This is a genomic window from Brachybacterium halotolerans, from assembly GCF_016623465.1.
GTDB classification, from domain to species: domain Bacteria; phylum Actinomycetota; class Actinomycetes; order Actinomycetales; family Dermabacteraceae; genus Brachybacterium; species Brachybacterium halotolerans.
On sequence record NZ_JAEDAJ010000005.1, the window covers coordinates 124,355 to 150,194 of the forward strand.

At 72.3% G+C, this 25,840-nt stretch carries 19 protein-coding genes and 1 tRNA gene; 6 read left to right on the forward strand and 14 right to left on the reverse strand.

Going from position 1 to position 25,840, the window contains the following annotated elements; genetic code table 11:
- Positions 1-33 precede the first annotated feature (33 nt).
- Positions 34-636, reverse strand: coding sequence for a TetR/AcrR family transcriptional regulator (locus I8D64_RS10525; RefSeq protein ID WP_200502543.1), 603 nt, complete (start codon positions 634-636; stop codon positions 34-36).
- Positions 637-779: 143 nt separating this feature from the next.
- Here I8D64_RS10525 and I8D64_RS10530 point away from each other — a divergent pair, with 143 nt between their 5' ends.
- On the forward strand, positions 780-2,165 hold the full coding sequence (locus I8D64_RS10530) for an ABC transporter permease (RefSeq protein ID WP_200502544.1): 1,386 nt from the start codon (positions 780-782) through the stop codon (positions 2,163-2,165).
- Positions 2,166-2,264: 99 nt separating this feature from the next.
- Positions 2,265-2,352 (forward strand) — tRNA-Ser (locus I8D64_RS10535).
- Positions 2,353-2,516: 164 nt separating this feature from the next.
- Here I8D64_RS10535 and I8D64_RS10540 read toward each other — a convergent pair.
- The 4 genes from I8D64_RS10540 to I8D64_RS10555 all read right to left on the reverse strand — a co-directional run bounded on the left by I8D64_RS10540 (position 2,517) and on the right by I8D64_RS10555 (position 9,512).
- A complete protein-coding gene (locus I8D64_RS10540; protein ID WP_200502545.1) occupies positions 2,517-3,398 on the reverse strand; it encodes a hypothetical protein in 882 nt (293 codons plus the stop codon).
- Between the two features lie 320 nt (positions 3,399-3,718).
- Positions 3,719-4,558, reverse strand: a complete 840-nt coding sequence (locus tag I8D64_RS10545; protein ID WP_200502546.1) for a hypothetical protein — start codon at positions 4,556-4,558, stop codon at positions 3,719-3,721.
- A 624-nt stretch (positions 4,559-5,182) separates the two neighbouring features.
- Positions 5,183-5,983 carry a hypothetical protein gene (locus tag I8D64_RS10550; RefSeq protein WP_200502547.1) on the reverse strand — a complete coding sequence of 267 codons (801 nt, stop codon included), beginning with the start codon at positions 5,981-5,983 and terminating at the stop codon, positions 5,183-5,185.
- Between the two features lie 214 nt (positions 5,984-6,197).
- Positions 6,198-9,512 (reverse strand): GH92 family glycosyl hydrolase, encoded by a 3,315-nt coding sequence (locus I8D64_RS10555; protein ID WP_200502550.1) that lies wholly within the window; start codon positions 9,510-9,512, stop codon positions 6,198-6,200.
- A 143-nt stretch (positions 9,513-9,655) separates the two neighbouring features.
- Here I8D64_RS10555 and I8D64_RS10560 point away from each other — a divergent pair, with 143 nt between their 5' ends.
- Positions 9,656-10,870 carry an MFS transporter gene (locus I8D64_RS10560; protein ID WP_200502552.1) on the forward strand — a complete coding sequence of 405 codons (1,215 nt, stop codon included), beginning with the start codon at positions 9,656-9,658 and terminating at the stop codon, positions 10,868-10,870.
- Here the strand turns inward: I8D64_RS10560 and I8D64_RS10565 are convergent.
- From I8D64_RS10565 to I8D64_RS10605, 9 genes are all read right to left on the reverse strand, one after another.
- Positions 10,780-11,631, reverse strand: coding sequence for an AraC family transcriptional regulator (locus I8D64_RS10565; RefSeq protein WP_200502554.1), 852 nt, complete (start codon positions 11,629-11,631; stop codon positions 10,780-10,782). The genes I8D64_RS10560 and I8D64_RS10565 overlap by 91 nt on opposite strands.
- Positions 11,632-11,714: 83 nt before the next feature.
- Positions 11,715-12,803, reverse strand: coding sequence for a CobW family GTP-binding protein (locus I8D64_RS10570; protein WP_343068535.1), 1,089 nt, complete (start codon positions 12,801-12,803; stop codon positions 11,715-11,717).
- A gap of 204 nt (positions 12,804-13,007) precedes the next feature.
- Positions 13,008-13,631, reverse strand: coding sequence for a biotin transporter BioY (locus I8D64_RS10575; RefSeq protein WP_228357405.1), 624 nt, complete (start codon positions 13,629-13,631; stop codon positions 13,008-13,010).
- Between the two features lie 132 nt (positions 13,632-13,763).
- Positions 13,764-15,083, reverse strand: coding sequence for an alpha/beta hydrolase-fold protein (locus I8D64_RS10580; protein WP_200502558.1), 1,320 nt, complete (start codon positions 15,081-15,083; stop codon positions 13,764-13,766).
- Positions 15,080-15,937, reverse strand: coding sequence for a heme ABC transporter ATP-binding protein (locus I8D64_RS10585; RefSeq protein WP_343068536.1), 858 nt, complete (start codon positions 15,935-15,937; stop codon positions 15,080-15,082). The genes I8D64_RS10580 and I8D64_RS10585 overlap by 4 nt, the downstream gene beginning before the upstream one ends.
- Positions 15,934-17,022 carry an iron chelate uptake ABC transporter family permease subunit gene (locus I8D64_RS10590; protein ID WP_200502560.1) on the reverse strand — a complete coding sequence of 363 codons (1,089 nt, stop codon included), beginning with the start codon at positions 17,020-17,022 and terminating at the stop codon, positions 15,934-15,936. The genes I8D64_RS10585 and I8D64_RS10590 overlap by 4 nt, the downstream gene beginning before the upstream one ends.
- On the reverse strand, positions 17,019-18,149 hold the full coding sequence (locus tag I8D64_RS10595; protein ID WP_343068537.1) for an ABC transporter substrate-binding protein: 1,131 nt from the start codon (positions 18,147-18,149) through the stop codon (positions 17,019-17,021). Before I8D64_RS10595 ends, I8D64_RS10590 begins: the two co-directional genes overlap by 4 nt.
- Before the next feature lie 165 nt (positions 18,150-18,314).
- The gene (locus I8D64_RS10600) at positions 18,315-19,217 is read right to left on the reverse strand and encodes a DUF1684 domain-containing protein (protein WP_200502562.1); all 903 of its coding nucleotides are present in this window, start codon (positions 19,215-19,217) and stop codon (positions 18,315-18,317) included.
- A complete protein-coding gene (locus I8D64_RS10605; protein ID WP_246482959.1) occupies positions 19,214-20,257 on the reverse strand; it encodes an ATP-grasp domain-containing protein in 1,044 nt (347 codons plus the stop codon). Before I8D64_RS10605 ends, I8D64_RS10600 begins: the two co-directional genes overlap by 4 nt.
- A gap of 348 nt (positions 20,258-20,605) precedes the next feature.
- On the opposite strand from I8D64_RS10605, the gene I8D64_RS10610 reads away from it, so the two are divergent.
- The 3 genes from I8D64_RS10610 (at position 20,606) to I8D64_RS10620 (ending at position 25,754) form a co-directional block, all read left to right on the forward strand.
- Positions 20,606-23,206, forward strand: coding sequence for an ATP-dependent DNA ligase (locus tag I8D64_RS10610; RefSeq protein ID WP_200502564.1), 2,601 nt, complete (start codon positions 20,606-20,608; stop codon positions 23,204-23,206).
- 170 nt (positions 23,207-23,376) lie between these two features.
- Entirely contained in the window at positions 23,377-24,942 is a 1,566-nt protein-coding gene (locus I8D64_RS10615; RefSeq protein ID WP_343068538.1) for an amino acid ABC transporter substrate-binding protein/permease, read from the forward strand.
- On the forward strand, positions 24,939-25,754 hold the full coding sequence (locus I8D64_RS10620; RefSeq protein ID WP_200502566.1) for an amino acid ABC transporter ATP-binding protein: 816 nt from the start codon (positions 24,939-24,941) through the stop codon (positions 25,752-25,754). Before I8D64_RS10615 ends, I8D64_RS10620 begins: the two co-directional genes overlap by 4 nt.
- The last annotated feature ends 86 nt before the right edge of the window (positions 25,755-25,840 follow it).

Here is a 25,840-nt window from a genome sequence, read left to right on the forward strand (position 1 = left end):
CGGGACGGCGGGACGCCGGGGTCGCGGGTCGGATCAGTCCGCCTCCGTCGGCTCCTCGCCGAGGAGGGCTGCGACGCCGCGCGAGAACGCGACGGCGTCGGTCTGCTCGAGCAGCGCGGACTGCGCCAGGAAGCCCTGGACGAGCGCGGCCATCACGCGCGTCGAGGCGCGCGCGTCGGCCGTCGGGTCCGGGCGCTGTTCCTGGGTGAACCAGGAGGTCAGATACTCCTCCATCGTGGTCTGCAGTGTGGAGAGGACGCCCACGAAGACCTCGCGCACGCGCGGATCGCGAGCCGCTTCGGCCCACACCTGCAGCACCAGCGTGCCATCGCGGGCGAACTCCGGGATCGTCGTCAGCAGCAGACGCAGCACCTGCGAGGGCGGAGGGATGGGGGAGGAGGCGATCACGCGCTCGAGCTCGGTGCGGCGATCGGCCGCGAGGCCCTCGGCGACGGCGAGCAGGATGTCGTCCTTGGAGGGGAAGTATCCGTAGATCGCCCCGGCGGAGAGCCCCGAGCGCTCGATGACCTCGGACATCGAGACCGAGCTGATGCCCTTCTCGCGCACGGCGTCCCGCATCGCGTCGACGATCCGTGCTCTCTGGGCGGCACGGCGCTCCTCGGTGATCCTCGGCATGACACCCATCATAAAGAATGCTCGTTCTGGTTGTGCGTCGGCGGGACGGACCTCATACTCAGAACGTTCATTCGAAGAACGGTCCGTCCGGCACCCGGCGTCGGCCCGGTGGTGGCCGTTCGACAGCAGATCAGGGGAGATGCATGGCTCAGGAGCACACGCACCGCAAGGACGTGTCGGCGCAGCAGCAGCGTGACGCCGCCGCGCAGCAGCATGAGGAGGCGACCCACCGCGCGCCGGAGTCGTCGTCGGCCTCGTCGCAGACCTCGTCGGCCCATGACGGGGCCGCACCCATCGCGCCGGTCGGCACCGCCGCCGCGATCTCGGACGACGCACCCTCCAAGCCCGCCCCCACGCCGTGGGGGAAGGCCGTAGGCCTCGGTCTCATCGCCTCCGCCCTGATCACCGTGGTGCTGCTGGCCTTCCTCTGGCCCACCTACGAGTCGAAGGCCAAGGACGTCACGGTCGACGTGGTCGCCTCCCAGTCGGACTTCGAGGACTTCACGCAGGCCGTCGGCGATGCCGCGGAGAAGAACGGCCAGGACCTGCCCTTCGAGTTCACGCGGGTGGACGACCGCTCTGACGCGGTGACGCACATCAAGGAGCGCGAGGCCTACGGCGCCTTCGTGCTGCCCGCCTCGAAGGACGACAAGCTCGAAGTGCTCACCGCCTCGGCGGCGAACACCTCGGTCTCCACGATGCTCGGCCAGACCGGGCGCAGCATCGTCGCCGCACAGACGCAGGCCGGTCTCGCCCAGGCGCAGGAGAAGACGACCGACGGATCCTCCCAGCAGTCCGGCGACCAGCAGACGCAGCAGGCGAGCGACCCCTCGGCCATGCAGGAGCAGATGCAGAATCAGCTCGGCTCCATCATCGGCGCCGCGCAGGCGGGTCTCCAGGGTCCGACGATCACCGACGTCGTGCCGCTCTCCGACGACGACCCCCAGGGCGCAGGCCTCGCCGTGGCCTCCCTGCCGCTGACCATCGGCGGCATCGTGGGCGGCTCCCTCATGTCCTTCGGGCTCAAGGGGAGCTGGCGGCGACTGCTGGGCGTCGTGGTCTACGCGGTCGTCGGCGGGCTCGCCATGGTGCTCATCCTCGATGCCTGGTTCGGCTTCGCCCCGGCCCCCGCCGTCGAGCTCTGGGCGGCCGTCACGCTGAGCCTCGCCGGCACGGTCGGACTCATCGTGGGGCTGAACAGCCTGATAGGCGGCGCAGGCATCGGCGTCGGCGCCCTGATCACGATGCTCATCGGCAACCCGATCTCCGGTGCGCAGTCCCCGAAGGAGTTCCTGCCCGGCCCCTTCGGGGAGATCGGCCAGCTCTTCGTGCCCGGCGCGACCGGGACCCTGGTGCGGGACCTCTCCTACTTCCCCGACGCGAGCCTCGTGCAGCCCTGGCTCGTTCTGGGCGGCTGGGTGGTCGTCGGGCTCCTGCTGATCATCCTCGGTCACCACCGCACGGGAGGGCACGCCCACAAGGGCGAGCCGAGCCGGCGCGACGCGCAGCAGGAGCCGGCGGCGGCCTGAAGGTGCGGCCCGGGCCGCCGGCCCCCGGTCGACAACCCCGGTCTCGCAGCCATCATCCGATAAGGTTTCCTGGCGGCGAGGCCCGTGGGCCCGCCTCCGGGAGGGATGACAGAGCGGCCGAATGTGGTGGTCTTGAAAACCACTGTGCAGTGACCCTGTACCGCGGGTTCGAATCCCGCTCCCTCCGCCGTGGTGATGTCTCGGGGCATCGTTCTCGGATCCCGTGCGAGATCGTTCGCGGGACATGAAGCGGCCCCGCCGCCCGTGATGGGCGGCGGGGCCGCTCCGCTTCCGAGATCGGCAGTCCCCCTCGATGCCGGTCGGAAGATCAGTGCCCGCCGGTCGATGTGCTCAGTGCAGCGCGCCGTCCGTGCGCACCTTGCCGAACAGGTACGACCAGCCGCCGTCGCCGCCGATCGCGGTGCCGTACCACAGGGTCCATTCGGGATCCGTGGCGCCGTTGGTGAGGGTCCAGCCGGAGATGCCGTCCCCGCCGTCGACGATCTTCACGTGCTTGATCGTCGTGTCGAAGTCGCCGTCGTCCTCCTCGGCGTAGCCCATGGAGGCCGCGTTCCAGAGCGCCTGCTCCGCATCGTCCTGGGTGACCAGTGCGGGCGAGTCGACCTGGATCAGGTCCCAGGCGAAGTCGGTGCGCTCCGGGAGGCGGATCGTCCAGTGCTTCGTGCCGAGCACGTGCAGCAGGATCCCGGGACTCTCCGGATCTGTGCCGAGCACGTAGTGGGCCTCGGCCATGAGCTCCGAGTTGTCGGAACCGGTGAACAGGATCTCGACGGGATCGCCGCCGACGGAGATGCCCGAGCTCGCCGACGGCGTGTATGTGGGGCCGCTCCCGTCGTCGTCGCCGTGGGCGCGGAAGTTCACGATGCCGTCGGCCTCCTCGAGCTCCTTCTTCGTGAGGTCCACGGGCGTGTGGCCGTAGAGCGTCGTGAAGCTCGCGATGTAGCCCTTGTCCTCGGAGGGGAGGGGCTCGAAGTACACCGTGTCCTCCCACGACTCCGGGAGCTCGAGGTCCCCGTTCTCGCCGGTGGGGGTCGCGCCGGCGGTGCCCGCGGCCTGTGCGGAGGTCGCGAGGCCTCCCAGGCCCACGAGGCCTCCGGTCGCCACGATCGCGGAGCGCAGGAACGTGCCTCGCGTGACGACGGATCGCGTGCCGTCGTGGGCTGCGGTGCTGGATCGCGTGGTGCTGGCATGCGTGCTGCGGATGGTGGTCATCGAGAACCACTCCTCGGTCTCGGACTCCGGTGCGGCGGACTCTCCGTCCCGGAGACCCGCCCTCTGCATGACTCAGGCTTTACCAACGCTTGACCGGACGTCAAGGGGTGAATCTGGCCTGCGGAGGGAACCTGCAGGCCACCGGTGAGAAATTTGTTTTGCAACCGGCGTGGCGAAACGAGCTTACTTCTGCGTAAGGTTGCGCCACGGAGAAGAGTCGTGTCCGGCTCCTCCCTCTCGCCCCCCGACGGTGGGCAGGAACCGGGCACGACGATCATGGGCCGGACGCGTGGGCGCCTCGGCGGTCTGCGGCGGGGCCGTCAGCTCTTCGGCAGCTCGGCGACCAGGTAGGTCCAGCCGCCGTCCGCGCGCACCGCGGTGCCGAACCACCGGCGCGTCACGCGGGTGCCGTGCGCCGGGAAGCGGACGCTCCCCACGATGTGCCGACCGCCGTCGAGCACGGTCGTGCGGCTCGAATGCGCGGGGTTCGGGCCGTCCTCGCCGAAGCTGAAGCCGACGCCCTGCTCCAGCACCTCGCGGGCGTCGGCCGTCTTCAGCTTCGACAGCGACGTGACCGGGGGAGTGCCCCAGACGATCGGCGACCCCTTCGGCAGCACGAGCGAGGTCGCGCTCTTGCCGAGCACGTGCAGCAGCAGCGCCGGCGACTTCGGGTCCGCCGAGCGCACCAGGTGCGCCTCGGCCGTGAACTTCCTGCCCTTGTTCCCGACGAAGCGGATCCGCACGGGGCCGCCGTCCAGGTGGACGGCGCCGGCGACGTGCGGGGTGAAGCGCTCCTTCTGCTCGTACTCGCCGTAGGGCAGGAAGTTCGAGATGCCGTCCGCCTGTGCGACCTTCTTCGCGCTCAGCGACGTGAGCGGGCCCGCCCCGTACAGCGCCGTCCAGCTCGCGATGTATCCGTCGTGCGTGGAGGGCAGGGGTGCGGTGAAGGCGGTGCCCTTCCAGCTCGTGGGCAGCTGGACGGGCGATGCGGCCTTCGCCGGTGCGGCGGCTCCCGCGCCCGACGTGGCGGCCTCGGCGTCCGTCGCGCCGAGCGGTCCGCTGCCGAGTGCGGCGGCGCCCAGCGCTCCGCCTGCGAGGGCGAGACCGGAGCGGAGGAAGGTGCCGCGGGAGATGGCGCGGGTGCGGAGTTCGGTGGGCATGACCATGCCTCTCATATCGTGGGGATGGAGTCATCGGCCGGGCCGGGTGCGACCCGCGTCGTGAACATGACCAACCCTTTACCAGGGCTTGACTCACGTCAACCCGCCTCAGGGTGAAGATTGCGTTCTTGCAGGTCAGGGGTACAAAATTTGTTCCGCGCCCGGCGTGTCGCATCGAACAGACTTGCGTCATGATGCGTCGCGATACGTCGCTCTGCGTCCGGAGCGTGGGTGATCCGTGATCTCCGGGTGACCTCGGAACGCCTCGCGGCCGGTGCTTCGGCTGGTGATGCGTCGGAGCGCGCGGGTGCCCGCCTGGTCGGGCTCCCGCGCGCTCATGACGGGGCGCCGCCCCGGGGAGTGGTCAGCTCTCGTCAGGCAGCTGCGCGCAGAGATGGACCAGCCGCCGTCACCGCCGACCGCCGTGCCGTACCAGTCGCAGTGTGCAGCAGCAGGCCGCGGACACCGGGATTTGCGGTGTGCACCGGCTGGGCCTCGGCCCAGACCTCGCTGCCGGCATCGCCGAGGAGGAGAAGGACCACCGGGCCTCCGTCCAGACGCGCCGGCCCGGAGACGTGCGGCGTGAAGCCCTCGGACTGGCTGCCGTCGGGGGTCGCCCGCGGATCACGTGCCGGGCAGCCTGCCGAACAGGTAGCTCCAGCCGGATGCCGTCGGCAGTGCGATGCCGTAGTAGGGCTGGAAGCCCAGGCCGATGTCCGGGATCCAGCGCGCGTAGCCGGTGATGTGCACGCCGTCGTCGAAGACCTTGACGTCCTTCGTGTCGACCTGCGGCTCCCCGTTCGTCTGGTAGCACCAGGCGAGGGCGTTCGCGAGCTGCTCGCGGGCCTCCTTGGTCGAGACCGAGGCGGGATCGTCGATCCGCGTCGTGCTCCATGCCAGGTGCGCCTTCTGCGGGAGGTAGAGGGGCGTGACGTGGGGGACGTCGATCTTCGTGATCACGCCGTGGGCCTTCGGGTTCGCCGTGCGCACGAGGTACGCCTCGGCGTCGACCCGCGTGCCCTTGTCCCCGTTGAGGCGCACGAGGATCGACCCCCCGTCGAGGTCGAGCGATCCCGTGGACTTCGCCGTGAACATCTCGCCCTCCTTCGCGCCGCGGGGGAGGGTCTGGGCGAACTGGGCCTCGACCTCCTTCGCGCTCAGGGTGGTGGGCGTGCCCTCCTGGTAGAGGACGCTCAGGCCGTCGATGTAGACCTTCTTGCCGTTCCCGAGCCCCGTGCCGAACACGGTCTGGTCCCAGCTCGCGGGAACCGTGAAGTCGCCGTCGGCCTTCGCGGGCGACGTCCCGGCGGGGGCGGCGCCCGCTGCCGTGGCCGCGCCGATCCCGGCGATGCCGCCGGCTGCCGCGAGTGCCCCGCGGAGGAAGGATCCGCGACTGATGTCGTGCTGTGTGGTGTCGATGGACAAGGAACTCAACTCCTCGTTCCGGTCCGGTGTCGATGGGAGCGATCCGCCCGTGCCGCCGCTTCCATGACCAACCCTTTGCCAAAGCGTGACCGAGGGTCAAGACCGAGCGAGTGAACATTCCGGAAACCAGCCGGTCAACGTAAGAAACTTTTTTTATGCGCGGCGTGTCGCGCGGAAGGAGTCGACGGCGGGGCCGACGCCGCGGCGCTGGACCTCAGCGCAGCGGCGCAGGGGCCAGCAGCTCGATCTGCGCGAGAGCGATGGGGGAGCGCACGCCCGTGAGCACCAGCCGGAAGCGCGCTGGGCCCGAGAGGGGCGAACCGTCGGCGCCTCGCACGTCGGGCAGGGCGAAGGGGCGGGTCTGTCGGCGCCACCGGAACGTCTCGCCCGAGCGCTCGTCGACGACCCGCCAGGCCGCGGACGCTCGAGCGTCCCCGTCTCCCGGAGCATCCCCCGGCGCCTCCTCGGCTCCGGGTTTCTCGTCGTCCTCGCGCACCTCGAGGCGCCACGAGGACGGATCCTGACCCTCGTGGGCACCGGAGGTGAGTGTGAGGAAGCGCGGGACGGGGCGACCCGGCGACGGAGCCGTCAGCGGAAGATCGATGATGATCTCGTCGTCGACGGGCTCGAGCAGGGTCTCCGTGCGGGCATCGTCGTCCAGGAGCGGATCCTCCGGGTCCCGAGCTAGCAGGTCGACGAGAGGGCGTGGAGACTCGCCGGGCAGCGTCGGGGAGTCGGGCGGGGCATCGGCCGGTCCCGGCTCGGCGCCCAGCTGCACGCGGATCTCGCCGCGCAGGTCGCCGTGGCGCAGGAAGGAGGTCGAGCGCAGCGTGCCCTCGCGCCGCACCGCCTGGATGTACGGGTGGTCCATCGCCTGGTCCTCGACGCGGATCGTGAACTCCTCGCCGCCCAGCGGCCGCACGTACGCGACGTCGAACAGCGGTGCGACCAGGTGGTACACGTCGGTGCCGAGCTGCAGGGGGTGGAGCCCGAGCGCGGTCAGCAGCCACCAGGCGCTCATCTCGCCGTTGTCCTCGTCGCCCGGGTACCCCTGCCCGATCTGCTCACCGGTGAACAGGCGCCGGTGCACCTCCCGCACCACCTCCTGCGCGCGATGGGGCGCGCCGGCGTGGTGGAACAGGAACGGGATGTGATGGCTGGGCTGGTTGGACATGCCGAACTGGCCCATGCGCACCGCGCGCGCCTCGTGCATCTCGTGGATGACGCCGCCGTAGGTGCCGGGGCGTCGGCCCGTCTCGGGCGTCGCGAAGAACTCCTCGAGCTTCGCGCGCAGCTGCTCGCGGCCCCCGTACAGCGCGGCGAGGCCCTCGCCGTCGTGCGGCACGTGGAAGGCGAAGTTCCAGCCGTCGGTCTCCGTGAAGTCGCCGCCCCAGTCGCGCGGGTCGAATTTCTCGGGGCTCTGCGCGAAGGCGCCGTCGGCCCGTCGGCCCTGGAAGAAGCCGATCGCCGGGTCGAACAGCAGCGCGAATCCGGCGCTGCGCGCCTCGAGGTACTCCGCCTCCTCGCGCAGGGCGCGGCGCCGCTGCTCGGACAGCTCGTGCGTCCCGGGATTCTCGGGTGCCTCGGCGAGGAGTCTCGCCTGGTGGGCGAGGCCCTGGTCGTTGATGTGCGCCTCGAGGGTCCAGGACACCGACTCGGGCGTGTCTGTGTCGACGTACCCGGTGAACATTGCGCGATCCGCCCCCTTGCGACCCACCAGCGGGTCCGGGGAGGCGACGGTCGCATTGCGCAGGCCCGCCTCGTAGGTCGCGAGAGGATCGCGCAGGGGAATGCCCTTGACCTGCACGTCGGCGAAGGCGACGTCCGAGCTCGTGCCGGTCATGCAGTCCGCATAGCCGGGGGAGGACCAGCGCGGGATCCAGCCGCCCTCCCGATAGTGCTGGACGAAGCCGTCGACGAGCCGCGGCGCGAGCTGCGGGTACAGCAGCGCAAAAGCCGGCCAGCAGGTGCGGTAGGTGTCCCAGAAACCATGATTGACGAACAGCTCACCGGCGATCACCTGGGCGTTCGTGCGCATATCGGTGACTTCGCCGCGCGTGGGCGCCACCGGTGAGGCGTGCATCGGCCGGGGATCGCGGGCCGAGCCCGTGTTCTCGTGCTGGGAGTTCGGGTAGAGGTTCAGGCGGTAGAGATTGCCGTACAGGGTGCGGCGCTGCGGGGCCGTCGCGCCCTCGACGCCGATCACCCCGAGGCGCTCGGTCCAAGCGGCGTGGGCCGCGCGCTGGATCGTGCGCAGGTCACGGCCGGCGAGCTCGAGGTCGAGGGTGTGGCGGGCCTGCTCGACGCCGATGAAGCTGGTCGCCAGGCGCATCGTCACCGTGCGGGCGTCATCGGCGAAGGTCGCGACGCGCGCGCTCCCGAGGTCCCCGCCGGCGGGGCCGACGTGCTCGGGCAGCGGGTCGAGGGTGCCGGCGACGAACATCCGCGAGCGCCCCGCGGAGCGCTCCTCGCCGTCGGTGCCGTTGTCCACCCAGCCCGCGAAGGTCCCGTCGAACACCGCGCCCGCGAGATCGAGCCGCGTGTTCTCGTCGGCCCCCTCGAGGAGCAGCGCGCGGCGACGAGCCGCCTCGGGGAAGGTCACCTCGAGCACGGCGCCGTGGTCGCTCGGGGCGAGCTGCAGCTGCGTGTCGTCCTCGAGGGTGACCGCGTAGAGGTCGGGCCGGGCGGTCTCGTCGTCGTGGGTGAAGGCGCGGGAGCGCCCGACGGGAGTCGCATCGGGCTCCGTCAGCGGCATCATGATCAGCTGATTGCGGTCGCCCATCCACGGGCTCGGCTGGTGGGAGACGGCGAGCCCCTGCAGCCGCGGACGGTTCTGCGCGTCGTTCGCGCGCTGGTACTGGTACGGCCAGCGCAGGGAGCGCGCGTCGGTCACCGGCGTGAAGAAGGCGAAGCCGTTCGGCCAGGCCGTGATCGGCAGGTTGTTCCCGCGCGAGAAGTCGCCCGAGGCGTTCGTGCCGCGGCGGGTGTCCACCCAGGCCACGGGATCGTCGACGGGCGGGTCGGCGGGGATCGGCTCGATGCGCGGCGTGTCGAACCAGGCGGTGAGATCAGGCGCGCCCCCGGCCCCGGCGGGCGGGTCGGCGACCACCAGCACGCCCACGATCGTGCGGCCGACGGCGGGGGAGAGATCGACCTGCACGTCGTTCCACTGGTCGGCGTACAGGATCTTCGCCGCGCCCTGAGCGGCGGCGTCGATCGCGGTGCCGTACTGGTCGGGCGCGCCGAGCTCGGAGAGGCGGGTGCCGTCGGAGAGCTCCAGGTCCACCGCCACATGCGTCGCACCCCAGGTGAGGGCGTCGTCGAGCTCCGGATACACGAAGACGTGCAGGCGCTCGCCCGGTGCGATCACGTGGAGCACGGGATCGAGATCGCGGTCGGTGAACGGGAAGGCGGCCTCGCTGCGCTCGCCGACGGGGAACTGCGCACGCACCGCCTCGGGGGCGAGGAGACCTGCGGCATCGCGACTGGTGGGGCCGCCGACGGGCCCGCCTCCGGGGGTGAGGATCATCCCGCCATGCTACGCAGGTCACACCCTCCTGCCTGCGTCTTCCCACGCGCTGGTCGGCGCGCCGAGGAGCGGTCCGGTCATGCGGTCAGTCCTTGCGGTCGCGCGGTCAGTCCGTGGGCCGCGCACTCGGGGAGTCTCGGGACATGACCTGTTCCACCCGAGAAGACCGTGGCGTCCAGGACGCCTCCGACGCCTCCGACGCCCCCCGCCCCGACACCCGGGTCTCGGGGCGGCGTGCTCTGATCACGGCGCTCGCGCTCTCGACGGGCACCGCCGCGCTCGTGGGCTCCGAGTTCGTCCCCGCGGGCGTGCTCCCGCAGATGGCGTCGGACCTCCGCGTCACCGAGGGGCGCGCGGGACTCGCCGTGGCAGCGACGGCCCTCGCGGGCGCGTTCACCGCCCCGACGATCGCCGCGCTCCTTCCCCGCGCCGAGCGCCGCGCCGTGCTGCTCGCCCTGCTCGCCCTCGCGACGATCTCGAACCTCGTGGTGGTCGTCGCACCGGGACTGCCGCTCGTGCTGCTGGCCCGCGTGCTGCTCGGCGTCGCGATCGCCGGGTACTGGTCCTTCACATTCTCCATCGGCGTGCGGGTGACCGGCCGGCCCGCCCTGGTCTCGACCGCCCTCGCCCTTGGCACGAGCGCGGCGACCATCGTGGGCGTGCCGCTCGCCTCGGTGCTCGGCGACCTGGTGGGGTGGCGCGCCGTGTTCGCGATCATCGCCGCCGTCAGCGTGCTCTCCGCCCTCGTGCTGCGCGCCGTGCTGCCACCGGTGCCGGCGCTGCCCGGGGCGGGGATCGAGATGATGAAGCAGGTGCTGCGCAGCAGGCTCCTGATGGCCGGGATCGTGGGCGTGGGCCTCGCGGCGCTCGCGAACTTCACGGCCTACCCCTACATCCGCCTCGCGATCGCCGAGGTCGCGCCCGCGTCGGTCGCGATGATCCTGCTCGCCTGGGGCATCGGCGGACTGGTCGGGAACCTCGCGGGCGGCTACCTCTCCCGCTGGCTGCGCTGGGCCACGGCGGCGGCCCCGGCCATCCTCGCGGCGTCCCTGTTCACGGTGGCCTCCGCCGAGCATGCGGTGCTGCTCGTGCTCGGCACGGTCGCCTGGGGCGTCGGCTTCAACATGATCCCCGTGACCACCCAGCTGTGGGTGACGGCGGTCGAGCCGCACCGTGCGGAGGCCGCCGTCTCACTGCAGGTCACGGCCTTCCAGGCGGCCATCACGGTGGGTGCGGTGCTCGGCGGGGCCCTCGTCGACGGCGCGGGCTATTTGGCGGCGCTGCGGCTCGGCGCCGTCGCGGCCGTGCTCGCCGCCCTCGTGTTCATCGTGCTCCCGGTGAGGCCCCGGATCGACTGACGCCAGCGGCCCGGCGTGCAGCCCGTGTGCGCGCGGAAGGCCCGCACGAAGGCCTCGACGGACCCGTATCCCGCGGTGCCGGCGACGCGTGCGAGCGGGGCGTCGGTCCGCCCCAGCTCGTCCATGGCCTGCTCGAGGCGCAGTCGCCGCAGGTACTGCATCGGGCTGAGGCCCGTTGCGCGCCGGAAGCGCTCCACGAGGACGGTCGTGCCCACGTGCACGTGCCCGGCGATCTCGGAGAGCGTCCAGCCGTGGAGCGGGTCGCTCTCCATCGCCCCTGCCGCGCGATGGACGATCGGATCCGCCGCGGTCGACGGGGTCGCGCCGCCGGCCTCGGAGAGCATCGCCGAACCGAGGATCTCGCCGTAGGCGGTGGTCATCCGGGGCCGGTCGACGGCGGTCTCCGGTCGCATCGGGCACAGGTCGAGGAGGGCCACGGCGCCGTTCTGGCGGGCGGCGAAATCGCGCGCGATCAGCGGCGCGGCCGGCGGGTTCTTCCCGAGGCGCCGGAGGTCGGCGACGGCGAGGGAGGTGACGGACAGGGCGCGGACGGGGTGCACGCGCGCGCGGTGGATGTAGGCGGCGTCCCCGGGCTCCAGGCGATGGGGGCCGGTGCGCCCTGCGACCTCGACGGTGCCCTCGCGCACGAGCAGCCACAGGGAGGTGCGATGGGGAGGCAGGACCTCCCCGGGGGCGAGCCGCACCATGCGCGATACGGCGAGGACCCAGGCTTCCGCCGTCGAACCATCGGAGACGTCCATGGCAGGACGAACGAGGGGGAGGCGACGAGAATTCCCCGGGGACCCGGCGCTCGTCCCATCCCGGCTCCCGTCGGCCGCGACCTTCAGGCGCTGAGCCGCTTCAGCCGCAGCAGTCGGCGCATGCCCGCGGCGCTGGGATGCTCGCACGGGGCGAGCGCTGCGGCGAGCCGGGCGCGGACCGCCGCCTCGTCGAGGTGCATGCCGATCGCGACCAGTCCTTCGGGATGCTCGCTCTCCGCCTCTGCCTCCGCCTGCGCCCCCGCGTCCGCCTCCGCTGGCGCTGCCGCCACATGCACGCGTCGGCCCACGAGGTTCAGCGCGAAGCGCCGCCGATCACGGGGTCCGGCGACGGCGACGATCCCCTTGAGGCGGAAGACGCCCTCGGGCGGGTCCTCGAGCAGGTCGGCCAGGGCCGACGGCTCCGCCGGGCCGTGCGCGTGGACCGTGACGGCATCCGCGTGCTCATGGACGTGCCGGGCGTGCTCCTCCCGCGCGAGCGCCGCGAGCGGCAGCTGGTCGGGCGGATCCTCCGTCCGGGCGACGTCCAGGAGCAGCGCCGGGTCGAGCCCTCCGCGGGGGACGGCCAGGACGTGCGCGTCCTCGCTGCGCTCGCGGACGCGGGCCGTGATCGCCTCGAGCCGCCGTGCGGCGAGCCGCGCAGGCAGCAGGTCGGTCTTGGTGACGAGCACGAGCGAGGGAGCCGCGTACCGGGCGGGCGCGGGACGCGGGTGCGGGCCGTCCCCGCCGGGGTCGACGGTCTCGAAGCACGTCTCGGCGTCGACCACCTCGACCACGCCCGCCAGTCGCGTGCGCTCGGCGGAGGAGAAGCGGATCATGCGCCCCAGCGCGAGCGGCTCGGCGGCTCCGCTCGCCTCGATGACGATGGCGTCGAGGGCCAGGCGCGGCCGGGACAGGCGCTCCAGCGCATCGTCCAGCGGCGTCGAGTCCGGCAGGCAGCACAGGCAGCCGCCGGCGATCGAGGCGGCATCGTCGACCTGGCCGGTGACCATCGCCGCGTCCACGTTGATCTCGCCGACGTCGTTGACGATCACGCCCAGGCGCGCGCCCGGCACCGCCAGCAGCGCGTTGAGCACCGTCGTCTTCCCCGCCCCGAGGTGCCCGGTCAGGGCGATCACGGGAACGGGCTGCGGGGCCGACGGGCCGACGGGCACGGGCGTCCTCCTGGTGCGGGGCGGGCGGAGTGGAGCGGGTGGAGTAGAGCAGGCGGAGTGGAGCAGGCGGTGCGGACCGGCGCGACCACCCCGTGTTGGGAAAGATTATCAACAAGCGGGGAGGCGGTGGGACGCGCGAGGCCCCGCGGGCGAACCCGCGGGGCCTCGGAATCCGGCGCGGCGCAGGGCCGCGGCGGGGAGGGATCAGTCGCGCTGCGAACGGTCGATCGCGCGCACGCCGCGCCAGGCGAGCGGGATCGCGACCGCGGCGATCGCGGCCTTCACGACGCCGCCCGCGATGAAGGGCGTGACACCCAGGGCCAGGATCTGGCCGAGGTCGGCGCTCGCGCCCATCACGGCGTTCAGGATCCAGGCCATGTACGGAACGCCCACGAGGAAGGGCACGACGCTCGCGGCGGCGAAGCCGGCGAAGGCCTTCCAGGAGCGGCGGTCCCACGAGCGCTCGGCGAACCAGCCCGCGAGGTACGCGGCGGGGATGAAGCCCAGGATGAACCCGAAGCTCGGCGTCATCACCGCGGCGAGGGAGCCGCTGAAGCCCGCGAACACCGGGGCCCCGGCGAGGCCGGCGACCATGTACGCGGTCAGCGCGGCGGCTCCGCGGCGCGCACCGAGTGCCGCGCCCACGAGGAGCACGCCCAGGGTCTGGCCCGTGATCGGGACGACGGGCAGCGGGATCTCGACCTGGGCCAGCAGGGCGACGATCGCGGCTCCGGCGACGACCAGCGCGGCATCGATCCCGAGCGAGCGATGTCGGTTCAGGGCATCGGCGAGGACGGGGTGCCGGGGGGAGAGGGCTGCGGCGGTCACGGGACTCCTTCTTCCGGGAAACGGACGAGCGGCCATGGTAGTGCGGCCGGCCCCTCGCGCGGGCCGCGCGTTCACGTGGGGTCGCGCGGACGATCAGACGCGATCGGAGAGATCAGGCGTGGTCAGACGAGGTCAGGCGCGATCCGGCGCGAGCAGGGCGGAGAGCTCCTCGACCATCGCGAGCTGCCACCAGGCCCAGTCGTGGCCCCCGCGATGCATGCGCACGGGGATCGTGGCCCCGGTCCCGTCGGACACGGCGTCCGCGAGCTCGCGCGCCGCCTCGCCCATGGTCCCCTCGAAGTGACCGGCGTGCAGACGGATGCGCACGCTTCCGGGGGCCTCGCTGCGCAGCGCCGCGCGCAGGGGTGCTGCGAGCGCGAGATGGGGGTAGCGCCAGAGCGAGACGGACTGCGCGATCGCGGCACCGATCCTGTGCGGTGCCCGGGCCAGGGTGAAGAGCGAGGTCAGTCCCCCGAAGCTCGATCCGGTGACCACGGTGCGCCGCGGATCGGGGGTGGGGCGCAGGCGCGGCACCAGGGTGTCCGCGATCCATGCGGCCTGCCCGCCGGGCACGCCCAGGTCCCGGGCGCGGTCGGGCCATGCGTCGAGGAACACGGCGAGCAGCGGCGGGAGGTCGCCCGCGCGGACGGCCTCGGCGAGTGCTCCCGGGGTGTCCAGACGGTCGACGTGCGCCTCCCCGTCGGTGACGACGAGCAGGGGGAGGTCCGACGGCGGGAGCGCGTCGTCCCCTGTGCCCGCTCGGTCCCCGCCGTCCTCGCTGGTCCCGCTGCTCCCACGTGTCCCGTCGATCGCGCACCAGCGTGTGCGCGGCTCGCCCGCGGCCGTCGCCAGCTCGTGCACGGGGACGCTGGAGGGTGCGTGCGAGGCGATGACCCGATCGCGGACCAGGTCCAGGACCAGGGATCCGCCGGGCCGCGCCTGTGGTCGCGCCGGCGCCGCCGGGCGCTTCCCCTTGAGTCCGTCGCTCCACCACGGGGGGTCTGCCGGGGCCCCGCCGTCACCGTCATCATCATGGTGCTCGAGGAAGGCGATCGTCGCGCAGAGGTCCCCGGGGACGGACAACACGCCCGTGAACCACCCGTCGCCCTGGGCGACGAGGTCGAGTCCGTCGGGCGGATCGGGATTCCACCAGCCGTTGATCTGCGCTGCGACGGCGCTCGCGCCGGGGGCGTGGTGGCGCAGCCGGATGATCGCGCGATCCTCCTCGCGCGCGAGGACCTCGACGGACGCGCCGACGGGGGCGGACGTCGAGGGGTGCTGCTCGGCCCGCACGACGCGCACCCGCTGGACGGGTGCGTCCGTCGGCCGGGGGAGCGGCTCCCACCGGGGCCCGGACAGGAGAGCCGCGAGATCGGGGCGCTGGGCGGCCCCGGCGGCTCCGGTAGCCCCGGCAGCTCCGGGGCGACGGCGCGTCGGCTCCTGCGCGGTCACAGCGGCACCACCAGGGGCCGGCCGGAGGTCGGGTGCTCGAGCACGGCGACCTCATGGCGATAGACCTCGCGGATGCGGTCGGGGGTGAGCACGTCCTCGGGCGGTCCGAGCGCGACCAGGCGCCCGCCGTCGAACATCGCGATGCGGTCGCTGCAGCGCGCGGCGAGGGTGAGGTCGTGGAGGACCACGAGCACGCAGCGGCCCTCCTGCGCGAGCTCGCGCGCCCGGGCCATGAGCACCTCCTGGTGATGGAGGTCCAGAGCGGCCGTCGGCTCGTCGAGCAGGACCACCTGGGCGTCCTGGGCGAGGACGCGGGCGAACACGGTCCGCGCGAGCTCGCCGCCCGAGAGCGTCGTGACGTCCCGCCCGGCGAGGGCGTCGACGTCCGCCTCGCGCAGGCAGCGCTCGATGAGGGCGTCGTCGTCCGGGCCGACGGGGTGCGGGGCGCGGCCCATCGCCGCCGCCTCGTGCACGGTGAAGGAGAAGGCCTGGCTGTGGTGCTGGGTCATCACCGAGCGCCGCCGGGCCAGAGCCTTCGCCGGCCAGTCGGCCGTCGGCCTGCCGTCCAGCAGCACGCGACCGCTCGTGGGCCGCTGATCCCCCGAGAGCAGGGAGAGGAGCGTCGACTTCCCGGCCCCGTTGGGGCCGACGAGCGCCACGAGCTCGCCCCCGCTCGCCGAGAACTCGACATCCTGCAGCAGCACCGCACCGCCGATGGCGAAGCCGGCACGCTCGACGCGGATCCACGGCTCGGCCCCGGTGGTGCCGGGCGCGGGCGCGCCTGCCGCCTCGGTGCCTGCCGTGAGGCCATCGGCCGCCGCGGCGCCGACGCGAGCCCCCGTCTGCGCGCTCACAGCCGCACCGTCCGCGAGCGCAGCACGAGCATGAGGAAGAACGGGGCGCCCATGATCGCCGTGAACAGGCCGATCGGCACCTCCGCCGGCGGGGCGACGGTGCGCGAGAGCGTGTCCGCGACGACGATCAGCAGTGCTCCGATCACGGCCGACATCGGCAGCACCCCGCGGTGCGCGGGCCCGCAGATGAGGCGCACGATGTGCGGGACGACGAGCCCGATGAAGCCGATCGTGCCCGCGAAGGCGACGCTCGTGCCCGTCAGCAGCGCGGTGGTCCCGATGACGATCTTGCGGGTCGTGGACACGTCGAGGCCCAGGTGGTGGGCCTGCCGGTCGCCGAGCGTGAGCAGGTCCAGGCGGCGCGAGAGCAGGATCATGATCACCACGCCGACGAGGATCACGGGCGTGCCGATCGCGAGCTTCATCCAGTCCAGATCGCCCAGCGAGCCCATCTGCCAGAAGACGACCGTCTGCAGATCGTCGTCGTCGGCCGCGAAGGTGAGGAACCCGGTGATCGCGGCGAAGGCGGAGCCGATCGCGATGCCCACGAGCAGCAGCCGCGCGGTGCCCGAGTCCATGCCCGGGCGGGCGAGCGCGTAGATCAGCGTGGTGGCGAGGATGCCGCCCGCGAAGGCCGCGGCGGGCACCACCCAGGCGACCGCCGCACCGGTCAGCGGGGGAAGAAGCACGATCGCGGCGACGGCCCCGGTGGAGGCGCCGCCGCTCACGCCGATGATGCCGGGATCGGCCAGCGGGTTGCGGAACAGGCTCTGCAGCGCCGCGCCGGAGACCGCGAGTGCCGCCCCGGAGAGTGCCCCGAACAGCACGCGCGGCATCCGCAGGTCCATCACCACGGTGGTCTCGAGCGCCGGGCGCGCGGCGCCCTGCCCGAGGATCTCGTGCCAGATGACGCCCAGGACCGTGCTCGGACTGAGCTGGATGGGACCCGTGCCGATCGAGACCACGATCGCGACCACCAGCACCGCGCCGCTGATCGGCAGGCCGATCGCGAGCGGCAGGCGCCGGGTCCGCTCGAGCGCCGCACGGCGCGGGGCGGACCCGGCGGTGTCCTCGGCGGCGGTCACTTCGCGACGGCGGCGAGGGCCTTCACCAGCGCGATCGCACCGGCGCCGACGCCCACGCCGCTGACCTTGATCTGCTCGCTGGGCATGAGGAAGAAGGTGTTCGAGGTGCCCGCGGGGGTCTGCGCGAGGGTCGGGAAGGCGGAGAGGAAGCCCTCGAGCCCGCCCCACTCCTCGAGGTCGCCGTCGCCGGTGAGGATGACGTCGGGCTTCGTGTCCAGCAGGCCCTCGTCGCTGTACTTCACGGAGTAGCCGCGCAGGCCCTCCTCGACGCCGACGCTCGTCGCGCCCGCGGCCGCGATGATGTCGGCGGCGGCCGTGCCGGTTCCGACCACGGCGTTCGCCCCACCCGCGCCGCTCGAGGTCACCGCGAGGATGCGCAGGCCGTCGATGCCGGTGCCCTTGGCGTCGGACGCGGCCTGGTCGAGCTGGTCCTCGACGGCGCTCGCGAGCTCCTCGCCCGCATCCTTCGCCCCCACGTACTCGGCGACGGCCCGGATCTTGTCGGCGATGGGCTGCTGGTCGTCGACCACGACGGCGTCCACGCCGGCTTCCCGGAACTGGGCCGCGGGCTTGCCGTGGCGCTTGACGTTGTTGCCGATGAAGAGCGTGCCCTTGACGCTCAGCAGGCCCTCGACGCCGGTCTTCTGGCTGAACTCGAAGTGCTCGGGCGCATCGAGAGCGGCCTGGGCGACGGAGTTCGTGGGGGCCGCATAGATGTTCTTCTGCAGCCCCAGCGCCGCGAGGATGTCGGCGACGTCCTCGCCGCCCACGATGATCTTCGAGATGTCCTTGACCTCGACCTTCTCGCCCGTGCCGTCGGTGACCGTCACCGGCAGCTCCGGGGTCGCCGACGCCGAGGGCAGGTCCGTGCCCTCCACCCAGGTCCAGCCCTCGGGCAGGTCCGACGGGGCGCCCTGCGCGCCGCCCGCCGCGGCACCGGAGCCGCCGTCGGAGGAACCCGCGTCCGAGGCGGCGTCGTCGGCCGACTGGCTGCCCGCGCCGCACGCGGTGAGCGCGGCGAGGACCGCGGCCGACGGGGCGATCCCGAGCAGGGAGCGCCGCGCGAGCGGGCGACGGACGGAGGGCTCGTGGGAGGAGGTGCGGGGGAGCGGGCGCGACGAGGTCACAGAACGGTCCTTCGGGTGAGCTGGGTGAGTATGCAGGTTCGCCTAAGTAGGCGTGCAGGGTCTACTAGATCACGATATGAGGGGAGCGTCACCCGGCGGCGGCAGGGGTCACACCCCCGGTCGCCGCCGGAGCGACGGCTCGCTCACCCCGGGCTCACGCCATGCTCACGCCGCGCTCGCGCGGGCGGCGGGCACCTTCTCCCCGGCATCCACGCAGAAGGGGAGGGTGTTCTCCCGCGGCGGCACCGGGCAGGTCGAGAAGTCCGTGTAGGCGCAGGGGAGGTTCACCGCTCGGTTGAAGTCGAGCACCGCGGAGCCGTCGGCGGACGGGGCGGGGGCCGTGAGCGATCTGCTCGCCGCGTAGGTCGTGATCCCGCTGGTCGCGTCCCGGAACAGGACCGTCAGCGCGCCGTCCGCGCCTGCGAAGGCCGTGAGGCGGTGGGTGCGCCCGTCGCGCTCGAACTCGAGGCGGCCCGGGCTCGAGAAGCTGTGCTGGATGCCGGGCAGCACGGCATCGACCCGGCGCGTGGTCGGCGCGGAGTCGGCGACGAAGCGGGCGTCGATCGCCCACTGCGGGTCGGCCGGATACGCCTTCGTCCCCGTGAAGGAGGCGAGGTAGGGGCTGTCCGCGCGGCGGGGCCGCAGCATGACGCCGCTGCCGCGCCGCGAGACCTCCGCGACTCCGTCGACGCCGTGCTCGGACGTGCCTGGCGCGCCTGGCGCGCCTGACGCGCCTGACGCGCCTGGCGTGCCGGACGTACGGTCCACGAAGTGCAGCAGCACGGTGCCGTCGTGCATGAACGGTGCGAGCTGGCGGGTGCCGCGCAGCTCCTCGCCGCCTGCCGTGAGGATCTCGCCCTCGGCGAGCTCGACGAGCGGTCCCTGGGGGCCCACGGACCAGGCGCCAGGGACCCCGGGCGCGCGCAGTCGCGTGCGCCCCAGCCAGTGCAGTCCCGTCGCGGCGAGGATGCCGAGCGGGTCCGTACGCGAGCGCTCGTGCGCCTCGTGCCAGGCGGTCCACTCCGCGGTGAAGGCGCCGGTGGCGGCCGTCTCGGGTGCGGCGCTCATGCGGCGCCCCGCACGACGTCCAGCGGCACCGTGCCGCGCTCGGCGTCCAGGAGCTCCCCGAACCATCGCGCGACCTGCCGCACCGCCGGCGTCGGGGCCTCGGCCTCGACCGCCGGGTTGTAGTTGGAGTTCGTGTTGAGGTCGTAGGTGACGGTGCGGCCGTCGGTCGTGGTGAGGAACTCGATGCCCGCGATCTCGATCCCGAGGTCCGCCAGCAGCTCCTCGTACCGCCGGATCAGGGGCGTGCTCGCGGTGATCGAGTCGTCGAGCCGGAAGGCCGGGGGAGTCGGGGTGCCGGGCAGGGCGCAGGCGTCCGCGGGGCACAGCTCGAAGCCGCCGGAGGTGTCCACGCGCACCGCGTACACGAAGCGGCCGCCCACGAACTCCGCGCGCGTGATCACGGGCTCGGGGGCCACGAGCAGCTCCTGCAGAAGGGTGATGCCGTCGGCGCTCTCCTCGAAGTCCGCGCCGCGCACGTACTCCTCGAAGGACTCGTGGTCCTCGAAGCGGCGCACGCCCAGACCCTTGCCGCCCTGGTCGTGCTTGGTGATGAAGGGGGCGGGCAGGGCGCGGGCGGCATCGACGAGCGAGTCGCGGTCGTGCACGGCGATCGTGCGCGGCACGTCGAACCCGGCATGGCGCAGCGCCGCGTGCTGCTGGATCTTCGAGACCTCGAGGTCGGCCACGCGGGAGCCTCCCACCACGCGCCGCCCCCAGGACTCGAGCCAGGTGAGGGTGCCGCGCGCGACGTCCTTCGCGTGCGGGGCGCCGCGCGTGTGGGACGAGGCGCTCAGGCGGGACCAGAACACGCCCTGGGGAGGTTCGCTGTCGAGGTCGAGCACGCCGCCGTCGAGCGGCCACTCGATCAGCGGCACGCCGACGGCCTCGAAGGCCGCGGTGAACGGAGCGATCCACTCCGGGTTGTCGTGGAGCACGTGGACCGCCGGAGCGGCCGCGACCGCGGGCAGGGACGGGACCACGGGCAGGGCCGAGGTCGCGGGCGGGGCCGCGAATGCGGTCGGGAATGCGGGGTCGGACATCGGGCCTCCTGGACATCGAGCTCTGGAGCTGCCGGAGCGGCGGGTGGGCCGACGCCGGCCCTCCCGCGGGTCGCGCGGTGGATCGCGGACATCCCGCGTCATCTGCGGACTCCCCGTTCCGCGCGACGCACGACCGGTGCAGGGATGCACCCGACTGCGCCCAGACACGCCGAGGCGGCAGTGATCGTGTTCTCCGAACGTAGCTTATGGGTGCCATAAGCGGAGGGCAGGGGTTGGAGAATGTGGGCCACGTCGCGCGGCGCGCCGCACCCCGGAACACGGGGGTCCTGCGCAGCGGCGCCCTGGCCCGCCCGTGACAGGACGGGTGATCCGCGCAACAGTGGAGCCATGTCCGCACGGGAGCAGAAGGTGGAGGTCGACGGCCGCTCGCTGCGGCTCACGCACCTCGACAAGGTCATGTATCCCTCGACCGGCACCACGAAGGGCGAGGTCATCGACTACTACCGGCGCGCCGCCGGTGTGATGGTGCCGCAGGCCGCGCGCCGACCGGCGACGCGGAAGCGATGGGTCGACGGGGTCGGCACCGCCGAGCACCCCGGCAAGGTCTTCTTCCGCAAGGATCTCGAGGACTCCGCGCCGGACTGGGTGCCGCGAGCGGACCTCGAGCACCACGACGGCATCTCCACCTACCCCCTCGTGGACGAGGCCGCCGTGCTGGTGTGGCTCGCCCAGCTCGCGGCGCTCGAGATCCACACCCCGCAGTGGCGATTCGACGCCGACGGCGAATCGTCATGCCCTGACCGCCTCGTGCTCGATCTCGACTCGGGAGAGGGCGCCGGTCTCGACGACTGCGCCCAGGTGGCGCTGTGGTGCCGGGATCTCCTGGCCGAGATGGAACTCGACTCCTATCCCGTGACGTCCGGCTCGAAGGGGATCCACCTCTATGCCCCGCTGGACGGGACCTCCGCCGCCGACGAGGTCGCAGAGCTCGCGCACCGCCTCGCGCGAGCCCTCGAGGACGAGCATCCCGACCATGTGGTCAGCGACATGAAGAGGTCCCTGCGCCGAGGGAAGGTCCTGGTCGACTGGTCGCAGAACAACGGGCACAAGACCACGGTGTGCCCGTATTCGCTGCGCGGCAGGGAGCGGCCGACGGTCGCCGCGCCCCGCACCTGGGACGAGATCGAGGACTCCTCCCTCGCCCAGCTCGACTTCGAGGAGGTCCTCGCGCGCATCGAGGGCGGGACCGATCCTCTCGCGGCGCTCGGCCTCGAACAGCATGACTCGTCGGCCGCGGGAGGGGCGTCGGCCGACGACGAGGCGTCGGCCGGGGCCGCGGACGATCGACTGCGCACATACCGCTCCAAGCGCGACGCGCGCCGCACCCCGGAGCCCGTCCCGGATGCAACCCCGGAGCCGACCCCGGAGGCGGCACGGCAGGGATCGCACGAGCGGGCCGATGCGGCGCAGCGAGCGCTCGAGGCGCAGGACCCGATGTTCGTGATCCAGAAGCACCACGCCTCGAGCCTGCACTGGGACTTCCGGCTCCAGCACGACGGGGTGCTCGTCTCCTGGGCCGTCCCCAAGGGACCGCCGCTCGAGGTGGACGTGAACCGGCTGGCGGTGCAGACGGAGGACCACCCGCTCGAGTACGGCACCTTCGAGGGGAGCATCCCCGAGGACGAGTACGGCGGGGGAGAGGTCACCATCTGGGACAGCGGCCTCGTCGAGATCGAGAAGTGGCGCGAGGGCCGTGAGGTCATCGCCGTCTGCCGCGGCCGCGAGGGCGGAGGGCTCGGAGGCGTGCCGCGCCGCTTCGCGTTCATCCACACCGGAGGCATGGGCCGCGGCGCCAGGACTGCGGCCGCGAAGAAGAAGGCGAAGGCCGACTGGCTGCTGCACCTCATGAAGGACCAGCCCGAGGAGGGATCGGCCGGCGCCCACGAGGAGACCGGTGCCCGCGAGGAGACAGGCGACCGCGAGCAGACCGGTGCCCGCGAAGAGACAGGCGTCCGCGAGGAGATCAGCCCGATGCTCGCGACGCCCGGCTCACGCGAGGACACCGACGAGGACGACTGGGCCTTCGAGATGAAATGGGACGGTATGCGCACGATCGCCACGATCACCTCGGCGGGCGTCCGCCTGACCAGCCGCGGCGGCACGGACGTCACCGCGACGTTCCCCGAGCTCGGGGAGCTGGAAGACGCGGTGGGCGGCACCGGCTCCGGGACGGGACGCATCGTCCTGGACGGTGAGATCGTCGCCCTGGACTCCCACGACCGGCCCGCGTTCTCGCGCCTCCAAGGGCGTCTGGGACTCACCTCTCGACGCGACGTGGAGCGGGCCCAGAAGGAGACGGAGGTCCACCTGATGGTCTTCGACCTGCTCGAGGCCGACGGCAGGTCGCTGCTGCGCACGCCGTACAGGCAGCGGCGCGACGCCCTGTTCGCGACCGTCGACCCCACCGAGCACGTGAAGCTCCCGCACGCCGTGCACGGGGACGTGGACCACGCGATCGCCCGCTCCCAGGAGCTCCAGCTCGAGGGCGTGATGGCGAAGAAGGAGTCGAGCATCTACCAGCCCGGGCGCCGTGCCCGCACCTGGCTCAAGATCAAGAACGCCCATCACCAGGAGGTCGTCGTCGTGGGCTGGTGCGAGGGACGGGGAGCGCGCGCAGGCGGCATCGGCTCCCTGCTGCTGGCCGTCCCGGACGAGGACGGGAATCTTCACTACGTCGGTCGCGTGGGCACCGGGTTCAGCCAGGACGATCTCGAGCACGCACGAGAGCGCCTCCACTCACGCGCGCGGAGGACACCGCCGGTGAGCGGGGTCCCGAGTGCCGATGCCCGCGACGCCCACTGGGTGCGCGCCGACCTCGTGGGCGAGGTGCGCCATGCCGAGCGCACCCCCGACGACAGGCTGCGCCGGCCCGTGTGGAGGGGGTGGCGCCCCGACAAGGACGCCGACGAAGTGCGCTGGGAGTCCTGACCCCTCCGAGGGATCCTGCGAACGGGGTCCGGCGCCCGTCTTGCTATGGTGCACGTGCTGTACGACACGTCACGACAACATCGCACGTGCCGCCTTCGTCGGGCTCGCAGCCGTGCGGATCCCCTCGGGGCACCGATGCCCGGGCGGCCGCGAGGTCCGAGGAGGAACCGGTGTCGCCCCTTTCCCCGCCCACACCAGGCATCCCGCCTGCGTCACCCAACGCGGCCCCGCCGCGCACCGCGTCGGCCGCCCTCGCGCCCGCGCCCGCCGGATCCCGGCCACCTGCCCTGCGCTGGATCGCGCTGCTCGCGGTCCTGCTCATGGCCGCACTCACCGCCGCGGTGAGCGCGCAGCCCGCGCACGCGGAGCCGAAGGAGAAGTACGTCGTCGGCACCGACACGACGTACGCGCCCTTCGAGTACACGGGCTCCGACGGCGACCTCGAGGGCATCGACATCGACCTGCTCAACGCGATCGCGAAGGACCAGGGCTTCGAGGTCGAGATCCGTCCGCTCGGCTTCGACGCGGCGGTGCAGGCGCTGTCCTCGAACCAGGTCGACGCCGTGATGGCGGGCATGACCATCACGGACGAGCGCAAGGAGTCCTTCGACTTCACCGACACCTACTTCGTGGGCGGCGTGCAGTTCGCCGTGCCCGAGAGCAGCGACATCTCCTCCCTCGACCAGCTGAAGGGCGAGACGGTCGCCGTCAAGAACGGCACCACCGGCAAGGACTTCGCCGAGGAGAACAAGGACAAGTGCGGCTACACGGTCGACACCTACCAGGAGACCACCGACGTGGTCGACGCGGTGAAGTCCGGGCACGCCGTCGGCTACTTCGACGACTACCCGGTGATCGCCTACGGCATCACCCAGGGGTCCGGCTTCAAGCAGGTCGGCGACCCGCAGGGCGGCGGTGACTTCGGCGCCGCCGTGAACAAGGGCAAGAACGCGGAGTTCCGCGAGAAGTTCAACGCGGGTCTGAAGAACCTCAAGAAGAGCGGCGAGTACGACACGATCGTCGAGAAGTACGTGGGCGCCCAGGGCAGCGACGGCGGCGGCGAGCAGGCGCAGAAGCCCGACCGCTCCGTGCTCACGGTGATCACGGACTACTGGCCGCAGCTGCTGCACGGCGTATGGCTCACGTTCCTGTCCACCGTGGTCGCTCTCGTGCTGGCCTTCGTCCTCGGCATCATCTTCGGCTTCGCCCGGCTCGCGCGCTTCGCGCCCTTCCGCTGGATCGCGACCGCCTACGTGTACGTGTTCCGCGGGACACCGATCCTGGTGCAGGCGTTCTTCATCTTCTTCGCGATCCCGCAGATGTTCCCCGACCTCAAGATGGGGCCGTTCGTCGCCGGTGCGATCACGCTGACGCTGAACACCGGCGCCTACATGACCGAGATCATCCGCGGCGGCATCCAGGCCGTCGACTCCGGGCAGACGGAGGCCGCGCGATCGCTGGGCCTGGGCCACCGCAAGACCATGCAGAAGGTCGTGCTCCCGCAGGCCTTCCGCATCATGATCCCGACCTTCGTGAACCAGGGCATCATCACGCTGAAGGACACCTCGCTACTGAGCGTCATCGGACTTGCCGAGCTCACCTACCAGTCCCGGCAGATCATCGCGACGACCTACATGTCCTCGCAGGTGCTGGTCGTGGTGGCGTTCCTGTACTTCGCGGTGATCACGGTGCTCACCCTGCTGTCGCAGCGACTCGAGAGGAAGTACGCGGTATGAGCGAGCAGACGAGTCCGAGCGGGCAGACGAGCGCCCCCGGCGGCGCGGGTGCCGGCGGTGCGACGAAGGGTGCGGGCGAGCGTCCCGAGAAGATCGTCGTCGAGGGCCTGCGCAAGAGCTTCGGCGACAACGAGGTGCTCACCGGCATCGACCTCACGGTGAAGGAGCGCGAGGTGGTCGCGATCATCGGCCCCTCGGGGTCGGGCAAGTCCACCTTCCTGCGCTGCCTGAACCGTCTGGAGGACCCCACCGGCGGGTCGATCGTCATCGACGGCGCCGACCTCTCGGGGCGGAAGGTGAAGATCGACGAGGTGCGCCAGAGGATCGGCATGGTCTTCCAGCACTTCAACCTCTTCCCGCACATGACCGTCCTCGAGAACATCATGCTCGCGCCGACCCAGCTGGGCAAGTGCTCCGCGAACGAGGCCGAGCAGCGCGCCCGCACCCTCCTGGACCGGGTGGGGCTCGCCGAGAAGGCCGACGCCAAGCCGGCCTCGCTCTCCGGCGGTCAGAAGCAGCGCGTCGCGATCGCGCGTGCGCTCGCGATGGAGCCCGAGGTGATGCTCTTCGACGAGGCCACGAGCGCGCTCGACCCCGAGATGGTGGGCGAGGTGCTCCAGGTGATCCGCGACCTCGCCGAGAACGGCATGACGATGATCCTGGTGACCCACGAGATGGGCTTCGCCCGCGAGGTCTCCAACCGCACGATCTTCATGGACGGCGGCGTCATCGTCGAGGCGGGAACGCCCGAGGAGATCTTCGGCGATCCGCAGAGCGAGAGGCTCAAGGACTTCCTGGCCAAGGTGCTCTGAGCGCTCGGAGATCTGCGCGTCGAGCACTGGCCCTGCGCGAGGCGGCTGCCCCGCACCCGCTCGGGTGCGGGGCAGCCGTGCGTCCG

What these genes read in the sequence shown, in the direction of transcription:
- I8D64_RS10525 (WP_200502543.1), bottom strand. Translation starts at nt 636, where the DNA reads ATGCCGAGGATCACCGAGGAGCGCCGTGCCGCCCAGAGAGCACGGATC.
- I8D64_RS10530 (WP_200502544.1), top strand. Translation starts at nt 780, where the DNA reads ATGGCTCAGGAGCACACGCACCGCAAGGACGTGTCGGCGCAGCAGCAG.
- I8D64_RS10540 (WP_200502545.1), bottom strand. Translation starts at nt 3,398, where the DNA reads ATGACCACCATCCGCAGCACGCATGCCAGCACCACGCGATCCAGCACC.
- I8D64_RS10545 (WP_200502546.1), bottom strand. Translation starts at nt 4,558, where the DNA reads ATGCCCACCGAACTCCGCACCCGCGCCATCTCCCGCGGCACCTTCCTC.
- I8D64_RS10555 (WP_200502550.1), bottom strand. Translation starts at nt 9,512, where the DNA reads ATGATCCTCACCCCCGGAGGCGGGCCCGTCGGCGGCCCCACCAGTCGC.
- I8D64_RS10560 (WP_200502552.1), top strand. Translation starts at nt 9,656, where the DNA reads ATGACCTGTTCCACCCGAGAAGACCGTGGCGTCCAGGACGCCTCCGAC.
- I8D64_RS10565 (WP_200502554.1), bottom strand. Translation starts at nt 11,631, where the DNA reads ATGGACGTCTCCGATGGTTCGACGGCGGAAGCCTGGGTCCTCGCCGTA.
- I8D64_RS10600 (WP_200502562.1), bottom strand. Translation starts at nt 19,217, where the DNA reads ATGAGCGCCGCACCCGAGACGGCCGCCACCGGCGCCTTCACCGCGGAG.
- I8D64_RS10605 (WP_246482959.1), bottom strand. Translation starts at nt 20,257, where the DNA reads ATGTCCGACCCCGCATTCCCGACCGCATTCGCGGCCCCGCCCGCGACC.
- I8D64_RS10610 (WP_200502564.1), top strand. Translation starts at nt 20,606, where the DNA reads ATGTCCGCACGGGAGCAGAAGGTGGAGGTCGACGGCCGCTCGCTGCGG.
- I8D64_RS10620 (WP_200502566.1), top strand. Translation starts at nt 24,939, where the DNA reads ATGAGCGAGCAGACGAGTCCGAGCGGGCAGACGAGCGCCCCCGGCGGC.